Source organism: Paenirhizobium selenitireducens ATCC BAA-1503 (assembly GCF_000518785.1).
GTDB lineage: Bacteria > Pseudomonadota > Alphaproteobacteria > Rhizobiales > Rhizobiaceae > Allorhizobium > Allorhizobium selenitireducens.
Genome location: NZ_KI912495.1, coordinates 249,871 through 263,166 on the forward strand (window position 1 = coordinate 249,871; position 13,296 = coordinate 263,166).

The 13,296-nt window shown below is 65.8% G+C and carries 15 protein-coding genes and 1 tRNA gene; 6 read left to right on the forward strand and 10 right to left on the reverse strand.

The genetic code is table 11. The features are described from left to right. Window positions 1-60 precede the first annotated feature (60 nt). A tRNA-Gly gene (locus L867_RS0122230) sits at window positions 61-134 on the forward strand. Between the two features lie 28 nt (window positions 135-162). Here the strand turns inward: L867_RS0122230 and L867_RS26145 are convergent. Next, the gene (locus L867_RS26145) at window positions 163-1,386 is read right to left on the reverse strand and encodes an MFS transporter (protein WP_037174202.1); all 1,224 of its coding nucleotides are present in this window, start codon (window positions 1,384-1,386) and stop codon (window positions 163-165) included. A 93-nt stretch (window positions 1,387-1,479) separates the two neighbouring features. After that, on the reverse strand, window positions 1,480-3,372 hold the full coding sequence (locus L867_RS26150) for a glycosyltransferase family 2 protein (RefSeq protein ID WP_104368064.1): 1,893 nt from the start codon (window positions 3,370-3,372) through the stop codon (window positions 1,480-1,482). Window positions 3,373-3,569: 197 nt separating this feature from the next. On the opposite strand from L867_RS26150, the gene L867_RS0122245 reads away from it, so the two are divergent. Next, window positions 3,570-4,445: a transporter substrate-binding domain-containing protein gene (locus L867_RS0122245; protein ID WP_028738877.1), complete on the forward strand. Its 876-nt coding sequence runs from the start codon at window positions 3,570-3,572 to the stop codon at window positions 4,443-4,445. Between the two features lie 79 nt (window positions 4,446-4,524). Here the strand turns inward: L867_RS0122245 and L867_RS0122250 are convergent, their stop codons facing one another. From L867_RS0122250 to L867_RS0122270, 5 genes are all read right to left on the reverse strand, one after another. Then, entirely contained in the window at window positions 4,525-4,938 is a 414-nt protein-coding gene (locus L867_RS0122250) for a tellurite resistance TerB family protein (RefSeq protein ID WP_028738878.1), read from the reverse strand. A gap of 71 nt (window positions 4,939-5,009) precedes the next feature. Then, complete coding sequence (locus tag L867_RS0122255; RefSeq protein WP_028738879.1) at window positions 5,010-5,780, reverse strand: thermonuclease family protein; 771 nt, start codon at window positions 5,778-5,780, stop codon at window positions 5,010-5,012. A 12-nt stretch (window positions 5,781-5,792) separates the two neighbouring features. After that, window positions 5,793-6,455, reverse strand: coding sequence for a S24 family peptidase (locus L867_RS0122260; protein WP_028738880.1), 663 nt, complete (start codon window positions 6,453-6,455; stop codon window positions 5,793-5,795). Between the two features lie 145 nt (window positions 6,456-6,600). Next, window positions 6,601-7,248, reverse strand: a complete 648-nt coding sequence (locus tag L867_RS0122265; RefSeq protein WP_028738881.1) for a response regulator — start codon at window positions 7,246-7,248, stop codon at window positions 6,601-6,603. 89 nt (window positions 7,249-7,337) lie between these two features. Next, complete coding sequence (locus L867_RS0122270; protein ID WP_051439160.1) at window positions 7,338-7,766, reverse strand: hypothetical protein; 429 nt, start codon at window positions 7,764-7,766, stop codon at window positions 7,338-7,340. A gap of 117 nt (window positions 7,767-7,883) precedes the next feature. Here L867_RS0122270 and L867_RS0122275 point away from each other — a divergent pair, with 117 nt between their 5' ends. Beyond that, complete coding sequence (locus L867_RS0122275) at window positions 7,884-8,231, forward strand: DUF952 domain-containing protein (RefSeq protein ID WP_028738883.1); 348 nt, start codon at window positions 7,884-7,886, stop codon at window positions 8,229-8,231. After that, a complete protein-coding gene (locus tag L867_RS0122280) occupies window positions 8,228-9,316 on the forward strand; it encodes a quinone-dependent dihydroorotate dehydrogenase (protein ID WP_028738884.1) in 1,089 nt (362 codons plus the stop codon). Before L867_RS0122275 ends, L867_RS0122280 begins: the two co-directional genes overlap by 4 nt. On the opposite strand, the gene L867_RS0122285 is transcribed toward L867_RS0122280, so the two are convergent. The 3 genes from L867_RS0122285 to L867_RS0122295 are packed head-to-tail and all read right to left on the reverse strand — an operon-like array spanning window position 9,292 to window position 11,448. Further along, complete coding sequence (locus L867_RS0122285) at window positions 9,292-10,635, reverse strand: MATE family efflux transporter (RefSeq protein WP_028738885.1); 1,344 nt, start codon at window positions 10,633-10,635, stop codon at window positions 9,292-9,294. The two genes, L867_RS0122280 and L867_RS0122285, sit on opposite strands and share 25 nt — an antisense overlap. Window positions 10,636-10,673: 38 nt before the next feature. Further along, entirely contained in the window at window positions 10,674-11,180 is a 507-nt protein-coding gene (locus L867_RS0122290; protein WP_028738886.1) for a CAP domain-containing protein, read from the reverse strand. Between the two features lies 1 nt (window position 11,181). Continuing rightward, window positions 11,182-11,448 carry a DUF6460 domain-containing protein gene (locus L867_RS0122295; RefSeq protein ID WP_028738887.1) on the reverse strand — a complete coding sequence of 89 codons (267 nt, stop codon included), beginning with the start codon at window positions 11,446-11,448 and terminating at the stop codon, window positions 11,182-11,184. Window positions 11,449-11,594: 146 nt separating this feature from the next. Here L867_RS0122295 and L867_RS0122300 point away from each other — a divergent pair, with 146 nt between their 5' ends. Both L867_RS0122300 and L867_RS0122305 read left to right on the forward strand, forming a co-directional pair. Then, window positions 11,595-12,539 (forward strand): class I SAM-dependent DNA methyltransferase, encoded by a 945-nt coding sequence (locus L867_RS0122300; protein WP_028738888.1) that lies wholly within the window; start codon window positions 11,595-11,597, stop codon window positions 12,537-12,539. Between the two features lie 116 nt (window positions 12,540-12,655). After that, a complete protein-coding gene (locus tag L867_RS0122305; RefSeq protein WP_028738889.1) occupies window positions 12,656-13,294 on the forward strand; it encodes a YitT family protein in 639 nt (212 codons plus the stop codon). Window positions 13,295-13,296 lie beyond the last annotated feature (2 nt).

Genomic DNA, 13,296 nt, shown 5'->3' on the forward strand with positions numbered 1-13,296 from the left:
CCGCGCAGGTCGGTTTCGCCCTTGACAGCGCGTCGCATCTGTTGGAACTGTGCGGGCCGCGCGGGTGTAGCTCAATGGTAGAGCAGCAGCTTCCCAAGCTGAATACGAGGGTTCGATTCCCTTCACCCGCTCCAGCCTCCTCCGATCCTCAAGACCGCCCGCTCACCGCGCCACGCTATTTCTCCGACGTCTGGCTTCGAGCAGCAGCAGGCCCGCGAGCGTCAGCACGGTAAAACCGGCGCCTCCGAGGAACGTGCCGGTCGGGCCGGTGGCGTCCCACAGCAGTCCGGCGATGACACTGGCCGCCAGCAATGCGACGCCGGTCACGAGGTTGAACATGCCGAAGGCCGTGCCGCGCAGCTCCGCCGGCGCCGTGTCGGCGACGAGGGTCGCGAGCAGCCCCTGGGTGAAGCCCATGTGCAGGCCCCAGAGCGCCGCCCCGAGCGCAAGACCGGCGAGACCCGAAGAAAAGGCGAGCACCAGGTCGGCAGCGAGCAACAGCATAAGGCCGGCGACGAGCAGTCTCGTCCGGCTCATCTTGTCCGAAAGCGCGCCGACCGGATAGGCGGAGAGGAAATAGGCGGCATTCATCACCACCATGACAGCCGGGACGAAGGCGAGCGACAGGCCGATATCCTGGCCCTTGAGGACGAGGAAGGCTTCGCTGAAACGGGCGAGCGTGAAGGCCGACGCGACCGCCACCACCCCCCAATAGCTGGTGCTGAGCCGCCGAAGTTCGCGGCGGCTGAGCGGCATGCGCACCTTGCGCACCGGCGCCTCCCGCTTCGGCTCCTTTACCGCAACAATGATCAGCCCGGCCGAGATGAAGGCGGGAATGACGGCGATCCAGAAGACGAGGGTGAAATCATTGCTGAGCGCCCACATGAAAACGATGGCCAGCAGTGGGCCGAGAAGGGCGCCAAGCGTGTCCAGCGATTGCCTGAGCCCGAAGCTCGCGCCGCGCAGCTCCGGTGGCGAAATGTCGGCGACCAGCGCGTCGCGCGGCGCGCCGCGGATGCCCTTGCCGATGCGATCGACGAAGCGGGCGGCGATCAGCCAGGCGACGCTCGGCGCGAGCGGGAAGATCGGTTTGGTGAGCGCTGCGAGCCCGTAGCCGAGGGCGGCCAGCAGCTTTCGTTTTCCCAGCCAGTCACTGAGCGCACCGGAAAACACCTTGGTGATCGCCGCGGTTGCCTCGGCGATCCCCTCGATGATGCCGACGGTCAGCGTCGACGTGCCGAGCACCGTCACCAGGTAGAGCGGCAGCACGGCGTGGATCATTTCGGAGGAAATATCCATGAACAGCGAGACGAATCCGATCGCCCATATGGCGCCCGGGAGCCTGCGCCAGGTGGCTGTCGCGCCCGCGTCTCGTGTCTTCGGCAAACCGGCGTCTCCTGATGATAGAGCCCAGACCGCACCGGGCGAAATCGTTTCCGGTCCGCTGAAGCCAATCAGTGCGCGCTCGCTCATTTCCAGTCAAGACGGTTGGCAGGCAGGATCACAGGGCTCTTTGACCAGAACGGCTCCGGCTTGCATCTGCGTTTGCGCCTTCTCGGACGGCCCGGTGGTCTGGCGCGGCTGATGCGGCGTCTTGTTCCAGAAGAAGGGCTTGCAGCGCAGTTCGACCACCGCCTTCCAGGCCGCCAGCGAGGTCATCATCCAGTAGAGCGGTACGCCCATCCAGCGGTTGCCGACGAGTTTCCTTTCGTGCGCCGTCATCGTCGTCGTGCCGAGCGTCACGAAGGCCGCGTAGCTGCCGAGAATGTTGGTGACGTCGATGATGAACAGGATCGCCTCGAACGGGCCGATCGTCTCGGCCGGCTTCTGCAGCATGGCGACCGCCGATGTGGCGATGAAGACCAGGATGAGCGGATGGCTGAGCGCCGAGATCAGCATGCCGCCGATCAGCAGCTGGAAGGTGGCGAAGGCGGCGAAGCCCATTTCGTCGATCGTCCGGGCCGGATCGCGCATCAGCACCAGCCATGTCTGCAGCCAGCCCTTGAACCAGCGGGTCCGCTGGCCGAGCCAGACGGCGCCTGTCGTCGGCGCATCCTCCAGCGTCTGCCGGCGGATCGTTCCCGATCGATAGCCGAGCCGATAGAGCCGCATGCCGAGATCGGCGTCTTCCGTGACGTTGAACGGATCCCAACCGCCGACTGCCCTCAGCAGACCTGCGCGGAAATGATTGGACGTGCCGCCAAGGGGCAGCGGCATGCGATAGCGTGCCAGGATCGGCAGCATGCGGCGAAACAGGGCGGCATATTCGAGCGCAAACAGCGCGCTGGTCCAGGACTGGCGCATATTGGCGATCACCAACGGCGCCTGCAGGCAGGCGACATCGGCAGGTGCGGCGCGAAACGTATGGTAGGCTTCCGTCAACTGACCAGGATGCGGCCGGTCCTCGGCATCGAAGATCGCCACATAGTCCCCGCGCACGCCGGAGAGCGCATAGCTCAGCGCCTTCGGCTTGGTGCGCGGCGCCATCGGCGGCACCTCGACGATCTCGAAATGCCGGGGCGGATCAAGGGCCCGGATCGCCGAAAGCGTCGCCGTATCGTCGGCCTCGCAGACCAGCTTGATGTCGAGCCGGGCGCGCGGCCAGTCGAGCCGCTCGAGCGCGCCGATCAGTTGGGCCACGACTTCGGCCTCGCGGTAGAGCGCCACCATCACCGTGTAGATGGGTAGGGTCTCTTCCGCCGCAGCGACCGCTGGCGCGGCTGGCCTTTGCCTCGCGCCTTTGGAGCGTTGGCCATGCCCCAGGGCGGCCATACGCAGACACAGCGCCGCGAGATAGAGCAGGGATAGCGTGAGATGCAGGACGGCGACGGCGATCCCCGGTGCGCCCAAGAGCAGCGCAAACACGCCGCTCGTCATCGCGCCCGCCCAGAAGCCCTGCCGTCCGGTCAGCACCGTGCGGGCCGAAAAGTCCGGGCGCTCCTCGAACAGCGCGTCGATGGTCGCCTTCACCCGCCGTTCCGCCCCCGCCTGCCAGGCGGCACGCCGGATCGACGAAGCGGAGGCGATGGCAAGCGACTGGCGAAGCCCGGGATGCCGTTCGAGACTGGCGAGCAGGTGGTCGATGCGCCGCGCCTCGGGGGCGATCACGGTGACCGGCGGACGCGTCTTGTCGTAGAGGCGCACCGAGCAGGGCCTTTTGAGCTGGCTGTCCAGCCCCTTGCCGTCGACAACGGCGCCGTCCGGGATGGCGTCGAGAAAGGGCAGGCCTGCAAGCCGCGCCAGCGCCCCATAGTAGGCTTCTTCCTGCACATGGCCGCTTGCCAGCACTTCCTGTTCTATCGTCGTGCCGTGCGTCGCGGCGCACCTTGCCATGCGGGCGATGAACGGTTTGGAAAATCCGAGCGATTTCATCACCAGCGCTTCGTCGCGTAGCGCCGATAAGGCCGTTCCGTCCGCGGCTCTTTCCCCGGGGACAGGCGCTTGATGCGATGCAGCACTGGCACCCCCGGCGGTCGCTCTTGCGCGGCCGCCATATTCCCCGATTTGCATGACTCTGTTACACCGTCATCGGGTGATGACGCCCCAGCTGTCCCCGGAAATGGATCATAATGATACGCATGGTAGTTTCATCCCTGCATTTTCAGGGGTTGCGCTTTTTAGTTGTAGTGGCGTGCGCGATTCTTGCGGCCCTGCCGCTGTCGCACCCGTCGCGGGCGGGGGATCTGCCGGTGCTGTTCGATGCTCGCGAGCGCCTGCCGCGCCCCGACCTGTCCAGCGTGCTGCGCGTGCGGTTCCTGACGACGACCGATTTTCCGCCCTTCAATTTCGCCGACCAGACGGGCAGGCTCGCCGGCTTTCACATCGATCTGGCGCGCGCCATCTGTGCGGAACTCGGCATCGAGGCAAAATGCCAGATCCAGGCGCTGCCCTATGGCGAGCTCGAGGCGGCCCTCGCTGCCGGACAGGGCGAGGCGGTGCTGGCCGGCATGGCGGTCAGCGACAACCTGCGCGCCCGCTTTTCCTTCACCCGGCCCTATCTGCTGCTGCCGGCGCGTTTTGCCCGCAACAAGGCGGTGGAGCTTGGCGGTGAGGATGCCGACACGCTGTTCGGCCATCGTGTGGGTGTCGTCAGCGGCACGGCGCACGAGGCCATGCTGAAGGCGTTTTTTCCCGACATCCGGGCGGTCGGCTTTCCGGATCGGGAAAAGATGCTGGAGGAACTGAAGGCGAAGAAGATCGACGCCGTGTTCGCCGATTCGCTGCAGCTGTCCTTCTGGACGGCTGGTGATGCCGCGGGCAATTGCTGCGCGCTCTTCGGTCAGGCCTATGTCTCGGAGCGCTTTCTGGGGGAGGGGCTGACGATCATGCTCCGCCGCGACGATCCCGTGCTCGCCGCCGCCTTCGACAGCGCACTGGCGGCCTTGTCGCGAAACGGCCGGCTGCAGGAAATCTATCTGCGCTATTTTCCCTACGGCCTGTTCTGAGGCGCGACGCGATCCTTCGGTTCCACTGCCAGCGCTTCAGGCGGCATCCCCGGCAAGGGCGGGGATGCCGCGTCGCTGGTCACATGGGGCGGTAGCGGGCAATCGCGCTGTGCTCGATCGCCGCGCAGGTCAGTTTGTCGAGGTCAAGCCGGTCGCGCAGCAATTGCAGAAACCGGATCTCCTCGGGCTTCACCGCCATGTCGACCGCCATGACCTCGACGGCCAGCGCATAGACGGTGTCGTAGGACCGTGCCGGCACGGCGTCGCGGATGACTTCGAGTGCGATATCGAGGCCCTCGGGGCCAGCCAGGATATCGGCGCAGCGCTGAGAAACCGCGATCAGCCCGTCCTTGTCGAAGCCGTCGAAGACCGGCAGCAGGTCGATCAGCTGGCCGATGCGGCGCAACTCCTTGTCGTTCATCGAATTGTCGACGGCAGAAGCCATCACCATGACGAAGATCAGGGCGTCGTGCGGCGTTACGGGCGTTGTCATCTGTCGGGCATTCCTCGTTGTTTTCCGGGAGAGTAGGGTTTGCCGGCTCCGCTTTCAAGCCGGGCTTTGGCTCACCGCTGATCGTCGCCGAAAAGCCCACGCCGCTCGGTGCGCGCCTTGTCCGTGAGTGCGACAAGCGGCGAGCCCGCCGGTGCCTCGGCCCAGCCGTTCTCGGCGAGCCATGTGGCGATGTCGAGTTCGCCCACACGGCAGCGGGCCTCGATCATGCCCTCCCATTCGGCGCTGTCGGTGTCGCAGGAAATGGTGCGGTTGCGCAGGAACAGCCGCTGCTGGGTGCGCGCCACCATGCCGCACGGCCAGTCACCGCCCTTCGATGTCGGGCACATGCGCATCCGATCAGTGGTGGCGATATCGGCGATCTTGAGGTTTCTCGGGCCAAACGCGATCAGCCCGGCCTCGACCGATTCCGGCCGAGGCAAGAGCACGACCTTCACCCGCTCGGTTTTGGGCTGAATGGTCTCAAGCGGCGCACGCGGTTCGATACGCTCGAGCTTTTCGGGCGCAGCGGCGAGCGGCGAGGCAAAGAGTTCGGGATTGACCGGCCGCACGCCGGCACCTTCCCCAGCCGCATCCGGCGCGGCTTGCTCGCCTGTCTGCGGGGCCGCCTCGACTGGGATCTCCGGGGCGCCGTCGGCCGATGCCGGGGACTGCTCCGCCGTGGCATCCGCCGGCGCATTCGGCTCGGCCCATTCGGTCGGCATGTCCTCGATCTCGAAGCCCGCTGCTTCCTCCTTTCCGACATTGCGGCCGGCAGCCGTCAGCAAGACGGCCCAAAGGGCTAAGCCGGCGACGCCGACGACGATGGTACCGAAAGGACGCATAGGCCGATTTTCCTACTGGCTGGCCCAGATGATCCGCGCGATCCACTCGACATCCGTCATGTCGAGGTTGCGGTTCGGATGCTCCGGGTTGAGCGATATCAGTTCGATGGTTTTGGCCGACTGGCGCGCCAGGACCTTGGCCATGACCTCGCCTTCACGGGTCTTGACCACCACGCGGTCGCCGCGTCTGACCTGGGCGCCCGGCTCGACGATCAGCACGTCGCCGTCGCGATAGAGCGGCTTCATGCTGTCGCCCTGGACCTCCAGCGCGTAGACGCCGGACTTGCGGGCCGGCGAGGCGGGGAATTCGACCACGTCCCATCCCTGGCCTGCCGGAAATCCGCCGTCGTCGAAGAAGCCGCCGGCGCCCGCCTGGGCAAAGCCGAGCAGGGGGATCGATCCGGCCTGCGGCGGAAACGCGCCGTTCGGCACCGCGCCGCCCGCCTCCGGCAGGATGAAGCCCATGAACTGGTCGATGCCGGTTCCGGTCGCCTCGAGCACCTTGGAAATGGACTCGGTCGAAGGCCAGCGCATGCGCCCGTCCGGGCCGGTCCGCTTCGACTTGTTGAACGATGTCGGGTCGAGGCCCGCCCGCCGCGCCAGACCCGACGTCGTCAGCTGGTGGCTTTCGGCGAGCCTGTCGATCGCGGCCCAGATCTTGTCATGCGAAAGCATCGTCGCTCATGCTCCAGGGCCGGCTGCGACGGCAACGAAATGCCTTGCCCCGGCGAGATACCGGAACTTTAGCCAATGCAGGTTGTCCAGTAAAGGCGAAAAGGAATAAAATCCTCCTCGCAGGAGCGCTTGACGCGTCCTTTCGTCAGGCGACCATGGCCATGTTGATCTTGCCGAGCTGGATGACGGCCTGGGTGCGGCTGTCGACCTTGAGCTTCAGCAGGATGGCCGAGACATGGGCCTTGATGGTGGCTTCCGACACGCCGAGCTCATAGGCGATCTGCTTGTTGAGCAGGCCTTCGCCGAGCATGCCGAGCACGCGGCTCTGCTGCGGGGTGAGCGTCCTCAGGCGGCTGATCAGGTCGGCGACGTCGGGATCCTGTTCCTGGCCGCCCTGGTAGAATTTCGGTGTCCAGATGTCGCCCTCCAGCACGGACTGGATGGCGGCGCGGATGTCCTCGATGCCGGACGACTTGGAGATGAAGCCGGAGGCGCCGAGTTCGAGCGCGCGGCGAATGGTGGTGGGGTCGTCGCTGGCCGAGACTATGACGATCGGCAGGCTGGCGAATTCGGCTCTGAGCGACATCAGACCGGAAAAGCCGGACACGCCCGGCATGGACAGGTCGAGCATCATCAGTTCAGCGTCGGAATGGGTGGCTGCCGCCTTGCGGGCGGCTTCGAAATCACCCGCTTCGATAATCGTCTGTTCTCCGTCAATGCCGCTGACGGCCTGACGCAAGGCGCCGCGGAAGAGCGGATGATCGTCTGCAATGATGAAGGTCGATGCCGTCATGTCGGAGCCCCCTCCCAAGAGCGATGTCTTGTACGCCGCGTCCGCGGCTCTTCATCTATTTAGCGATTAGTGGGAATATATACAATAGTCTATGTTTTGTCGGGCGTTCCGCCTTCTTCCTGTTGCTTGAACTCTTCCACCAGACCGAAGAAGCTGCGCATGAAGCGTTCCATGATGCCGATCGAGCGCTCGACCTCTTCGTCGCTCGGCAGGGGCTCGGCATTCGCCAGTGGGCGGCCGGTGGAGAGGCTTTTCTCCAGCGCCTCCACGCGTTTTTCCAGGCGGGCAAGGTCTTCCTCGTAGGCGGCGCGCTCGTCGGCGGCCATGCGGCAGGTGAGCGTTCCGTCATTCTCCTGGCAAAGCGTCAGCGCGCCGGTCTTGCGGTCGAGGCGAACGAAGCCGCCGTCGGTCTTCTCCAGCGCGAAGCGCGCCACATCGGTGTCCTCGGCCAGGGCCGGTGCTGCGAGGCCGGTTGCGATCATGAGGAAAAGGGTCGTTGGCATGGGCATCGGGCGCATCGGCGATCTCCTCGAATTCGTCACGGATGGCTCGTCCGCCGGTATAACAAGCGTGGACAAGCCGGTCGGTTTGCGGCAAACCGCCAGCGGAAACGCCGCTGACGGAAGGACAAGCCCTTGGATCGGATCATATACAAGATCGTGCCGCGCGAATTATGGCAGGAAGCGCGCGACGAGGGAGTATTTCGCGGGGCGGCGATCGATCTTCACGACGGCTGCATCCATTTTTCCACGGCCGCCCAGGCGGTCGAAACGGCCGCGCGCCACTTTGCCGGGGTCGAGAACCTGCTGCTGGTCGCCGTCGAGGCGGCAGCGCTCGGCGCGGCGCTGCGCTTCGAGCCGTCGCGCGGCGGCGATCTTTTTCCGCACCTCTATGCCAACCTGCCGCTCGATGCCGTCCTGTGGGAAAAGCCCCTGCCGCTTGGCGGCGACGGCCAGCATGTCTTTCCGGAGATGGACCGATGATCGATGCTTTCAAGACGATTGCCCGCCGCGGCCTGTTCCTTTTCGACGCCGAAACCGCCCACGGCATGTCGATCGCGGCGCTGAAATCCGGCCTCGTGCCGGGCTGCACGCTGAAGGCCGATCCGCGGCTCGCCATAACCGTCGCCGGCCTCCAATTCCCCAATCCGCTCGGCATGGCCGCGGGCTATGACAAGAATGCCGAAGTGCCCGACGCGCTGCTGCGTCTCGGCTTCGGCTTTGCCGAGGTCGGCACGCTGACGCCGAAGCCGCAGGCCGGCAATCCCAGGCCGCGCATCTTCCGGCTGGAAAAGGACCTCGCCGTGATCAACCGGCTCGGCTTCAACAATGAAGGCCATGCGGCCGCCCTTGCCCGACTGCTGGCCCGCCGGCCCGCCGGCATCGTCGGCGTCAATATCGGCGCCAACAAGGACAGCGCCGACCGCATCGCCGACTATGTCGAGGGCATCCGCCGCTTCTCGGGCGTCGCCTCCTATTTCACCGCCAACATCTCCTCGCCCAACACGCCGGGCCTGCGCGACCTGCAGGCCCGCGAGAGCCTGTCGACGCTGCTGTCGGCCGTGCTCGCCGCGCGCGACGAAATCGCCGCGGCATCGGGCGTGCGTCGCCCGGTCTTTCTGAAGGTCGCGCCGGATCTCACCGAAGAGGGCATGGACGACATTGCCGCCGAAGCGCTGGCGCACCAGCTCGACGGGCTGATCGTCTCCAACACGACGCTGTCCCGCGACGGCCTTACCGATCCGCGTCTCGCCGGTGAGGCGGGCGGGCTGTCGGGCATGCCGCTGTTTGACAAGTCGACGGCGGTGCTCGCCCGCATGCGCAAGCGCGTCGGCCCGGCCATGCCGATCATCGGCGTCGGCGGCGTGTCCTCGGCCGAGACGGCGCTGGAAAAGATCCGCGCCGGCGCCGATCTGGTGCAGCTCTATTCCTGCATGGTCTATGAGGGGCCCGGCCTTCCGGCACGCATCGTGCGCGGCCTGTCGGCGCTGCTCGACCGCGAAAAGGTCTCCTCGATCCGCGAGCTGCGCGACACCCGCCTCGACTACTGGCTGGCCGCAAAGGTCTGATCGAGCTTCGGTTTCAGCCGCGACAGCAGCAGCAGGCCGCGCAGCGCCAGAAACACGTTGAGCGCGATCCACAAGCCGTGATTGCCGAAGCTCGGCACGAGGGCAGCCAGTGTCGCGAGATAGCCGGCCAGCGCCACGATCATCATGTTGCGCATCTCGCGCGACCAGGTGGCGCCGATGAAGATGCCGTCCATCTGGAAGGCCAGCGCCCCGGTCAGCGCGGTCAGCGCCGCATAGGGCAGATAGAGGTCGGCGACGATGCGAACCTCCTGCGCGGTGGTGATGAAGCCGATGATCGACTCCCCGAGCCCGAGAAAGAAGGCAAGGCTCGCCAGCGCCAGCCCGAGCGACCAGATGCCGGTGAGCTTCACCGCGCGTTCGAAGCCCGGGCGATAACGCGCCCCGATGGTCTGGCCGGCGATCTGCTCGGCCGCGGTGGCGATCCCGTCGAGATAGAAGCTCGAGATCATGAAGAAGTTGAGAAGCACCGCGTTGGCGGCGAGCGTCACCGGGCCGAAGCTCGCGCCCACCCGGGTCATCACGGTGAAGGCGGTGATCAGCGAGAAGGTGCGGATCAGGATGTCGCGGTTGAGGTGGAAGAGTTCTTTCAGCTTCGCCGTATCGGTCAGCATGGCCAGCCGCGGCATCGCGGACGGACCGTAGCGCCAGAAGACGAAGGCGAGGCCCGCGAGTGCCGCCACGGTCTCGCCGATCACCGTTCCCCAGGCGACGCCGGCGATCCCCCAGCCGAAGGTCAGGCCGAGCAGGATCGACATGACGATGTTGATGCCGTTCAGCAGGATCTGCAGTCCGAGCCCGATCGAGCCGAGCCCGCGCCCGAGCACGAAGCCGAGCAGGGTGAAGTTGGACAGCGTCACCGGTGCGGCAATGATGCGGATGGCGATATAGGTGGCCGACGCCTCGGCAACCCGGCCTTCGGCGCCCATCATCGTCAGGCCGCCGGAGATGATCAGCGGCGACAAGGCGAGAATGAGCAGGCCGAAGCCGAGCGAAAGCGCAATCGAGCGCCAGAAAACGGCAAACAATTCGTCCCCGTCGCCGCGTCCCTGAGCCTGGGCGACGAGCGCCGTGGTCGAGGCTCGCAGGAAATTCAGGCTGCCGAACAGCAGGTCGAAGAGCGCGGCGGCAATGGCAAGCCCGGCCAGCGCCGCCGCCTCGCCGGTGCGGCCGATCACGGCGGTATCCGTCAGGCCGAGCAGCGGCGTGGTGACGTAACCGAGCGTCATCGGCACGGCGATCGCCAGCACCGAGCGATGTGTTACTTCGATGATCCGAACCGGCTGGCTTCTCGTGTCCATGCATGCGCCCACTGACTTCGCGCCGGGGCGGGAATCGCTCAGGCCGACAGCACCATGGCCCAATAGGGGCGGTTGGCGGAAGAGGGGTGGCGCGCAACGGCGACGCCGAGGCCCTGATAGGTGCCGAGCATGTTCTCGAGATGCTTCTTCGAATCGATCCACGCCTGGACCGCGCGCTCGACGCTGTCCTGGCCGGTGGCAATGTTCTCGGCCGCCGGCAGCGGTACTTCGGTCGATTTCATGCGCTCGAGGAAACTGTCGTTGAAGCCGATCAGATGCGCCATCTTTCCGGCCTTCGCCATGCGCCTCGCCTGGATGAGAGCCGCGACCTCGGCCTCGGGCTTGCGGGAGAGGCCTCCCAGTCCCTTCTTCTGCCGCAGGGTGTTGACGATCGGCAGCGCGCCTTCGGTCTGCACCTCGGCGAGGTCGTCACCGGTCGGCAGGACGTCCGTGCTACGGCAGCCGGCAAGCGCGGCGACAAGGCCGCCGGCCGACAGGATCAGAAGCGTGCGCCGCGGAAAGGGCTGAACGGTCGCAGGCTGCATCTCAGTTCCTTGCGCTGATCAGACGCAGCACGATGAAGACCGGGATGACGATGGTCGCGCCGAGCAGAAGATAGTCGCCGACCCGTCCGAGCGCGGCGAAACCGCGATACCAGAGCTCGATGAAGAAGTGGCGGATGCCTTCGAGGATGTCGACCGGATAGATGCCGAACACATGCATGATGAAGCCGACGATCAGCGAGACGACGACGAGCTTGATGATCGTGCGGCCCGGCGTGTCGCCGAGAAATCTGTTGACCTGATCGGCCATGGCAATCTCCTGTTTGTCCTCACATAGGAAGAGGCGCCGTTTCCCGCAAGCAAGGCGCGCGAACGCCAAGCTTTGCGCCGGACAACTTAGCTCTTGTGTTTTTTCGGCCCTTCGGTCAAGTGCCGCCTGATCCACGGGATTTCATCATGCAGCCCACCCAGTTTTCCTCCGGCGACGTCATTGCCGACCGTCGCGCCGACTATGCCCGGATGCTCGCCGAAAGTGGCGATCCTGCGGCGGCCGCCGAATTGATGGAGCAGGCGCTGGAACTGGCGCCCGCCTGGGCCGCCGGCTGGCTGCGTCTCGGCGAATATCGCCAGAAGGCCGGCCTTGGCGCAGAGGCGGCGGAGGCGCTCCGGCAGGTGCTGGCGCTCGATCCGGAGGACATCTTCGGGGCCGGCCTGAAGCTCGCCCTCCTCGGCGCCGCAGAGACGCCCGACAAGCCGCCGAGCCGCTATGTCGAGGCCCTGTTCGACGACTATGCCGACCGTTTCGAGGCGGCCCTCGTCAAGCGGCTGGACTATACCGTCCCCGGCAAGCTCGCGGCGCTGGTGCGCAAGGCGCGCGGCGAGGGCGGCCCCTTTGCCCGCGCCATCGATCTCGGCTGCGGCACCGGCCTGTTCGGCGTCGAAATCCGCTCCAGTGTCAGCCGGCTTGAAGGCTTCGATCTCTCGGTCAACATGCTCGCCAAGGCCGAGGAGAAGGGGATCTACGACCACCTGGCGCGCTCCGACCTGTCGCTCGATGGCGAAGGCTCCCGGCTTTTCGAAGGCGGTCTGACGCGCGGCCGTGCCGATCTCGTCGCCGCCGCCGACGTGCTGATGTATCTCGGCGACCTGTCGAACGCCTTTTCCCTGGCCGCGGAGCTTTCGGCCCCCGGCGCATTCTTCGCCTTTTCGGTCGAGGATGCCGGCACGCCGGACGGCTTTCACCTTGCCCCTTCGCTGCGTTATGCCCATTCGGAAGCCTATGTCCGCGCCGCGCTTGCCGCCGCCGGCTTCGAGATCCGCGAAATCGAGCGTACGACCATTCGCATGGATGGCGGAAAACCGGTCCTCGGCATTCTGTTTCTTGCGATCCGGACGCCCTGAGGGAACCGAAAATTGCGAACTGCACGATAGGTCAGTATTCCTTACCTATCGCCCTTGCGTCTCAGGGGATCCGGAGTATTTTTTGCACAGCGGAAGAGCTTTTTCGGAGACGTGTCATGGCGCATTTGACGAGCATGCTGGGTATCTGGAATTCCAATCCGACCCGCCATACGGCGGCCGAGGATCTGCAGGGGCTCATCGCCGGCAGCATGATCGCCGCGCTCGGCCTCTATCTGCTGGCCAAGGTCGGGCTTCTCACCGGCGGCATGGCGGGGTTGGCCTTCGTCCTGCACTACTGGAGCGGTCTGAGCTTCGGCCTGCTCTTCTTCGTGCTTAACCTGCCCTTCTACATCCTGTCGCTGCGCCGCGTCGGCGTCGATTTCACCCTGAAGACCTTTGCCGCCGTCGGCTTCACCTCGTTCCTCGTGGAAATCGAAAGCCGCTTCCTGGTGATCGAGAGCATCGCTCCGGTCTGGGCTGCGGTGCTTGGCGGCCTGCTGCTCGGTTTCGGCCTTCTGGCGCTCTACCGCCACCGCGCCAGCCTCGGCGGGCTCGGCATCCTCGCCGTCTATGTGCAGGATCGTTTCGGCATCCGCGCCGGCCTGGTCCAGCTCGCCTTCGATCTCGTCGTCATGGCCACCGCCTTTGCCGTCGTCAGCCCGCAGGTGGTCGCCTATTCGGTGCTCGGCGCCGTCGTGCTCAACCTCTTCCTCGCCATCAACCACCGCTCCGATCGTTACATCGCCCTGCGCTGAGG

Coding starts and splice junctions, on each gene's coding strand:
- L867_RS0122255 (WP_028738879.1), bottom strand. CDS start 5,780: ATGCGTCCTTTCGGTACCATCGTCGTCGGCGTCGCCGGCTTAGCCCTT.
- L867_RS26150 (WP_104368064.1), bottom strand. CDS start 3,372: ATGAAATCGCTCGGATTTTCCAAACCGTTCATCGCCCGCATGGCAAGG.
- L867_RS0122270 (WP_051439160.1), bottom strand. CDS start 7,766: ATGCGCCCGATGCCCATGCCAACGACCCTTTTCCTCATGATCGCAACC.
- L867_RS0122265 (WP_028738881.1), bottom strand. CDS start 7,248: ATGACGGCATCGACCTTCATCATTGCAGACGATCATCCGCTCTTCCGC.
- L867_RS0122295 (WP_028738887.1), bottom strand. CDS start 11,448: ATGGCCGATCAGGTCAACAGATTTCTCGGCGACACGCCGGGCCGCACG.
- L867_RS0122300 (WP_028738888.1), top strand. CDS start 11,595: ATGCAGCCCACCCAGTTTTCCTCCGGCGACGTCATTGCCGACCGTCGC.
- L867_RS0122245 (WP_028738877.1), top strand. CDS start 3,570: ATGATACGCATGGTAGTTTCATCCCTGCATTTTCAGGGGTTGCGCTTT.
- L867_RS0122305 (WP_028738889.1), top strand. CDS start 12,656: ATGGCGCATTTGACGAGCATGCTGGGTATCTGGAATTCCAATCCGACC.
- L867_RS0122280 (WP_028738884.1), top strand. CDS start 8,228: ATGATCGATGCTTTCAAGACGATTGCCCGCCGCGGCCTGTTCCTTTTC.
- L867_RS0122285 (WP_028738885.1), bottom strand. CDS start 10,635: ATGGACACGAGAAGCCAGCCGGTTCGGATCATCGAAGTAACACATCGC.
- L867_RS0122250 (WP_028738878.1), bottom strand. CDS start 4,938: ATGACAACGCCCGTAACGCCGCACGACGCCCTGATCTTCGTCATGGTG.
- L867_RS0122260 (WP_028738880.1), bottom strand. CDS start 6,455: ATGCTTTCGCATGACAAGATCTGGGCCGCGATCGACAGGCTCGCCGAA.
- L867_RS0122290 (WP_028738886.1), bottom strand. CDS start 11,180: ATGCAGCCTGCGACCGTTCAGCCCTTTCCGCGGCGCACGCTTCTGATC.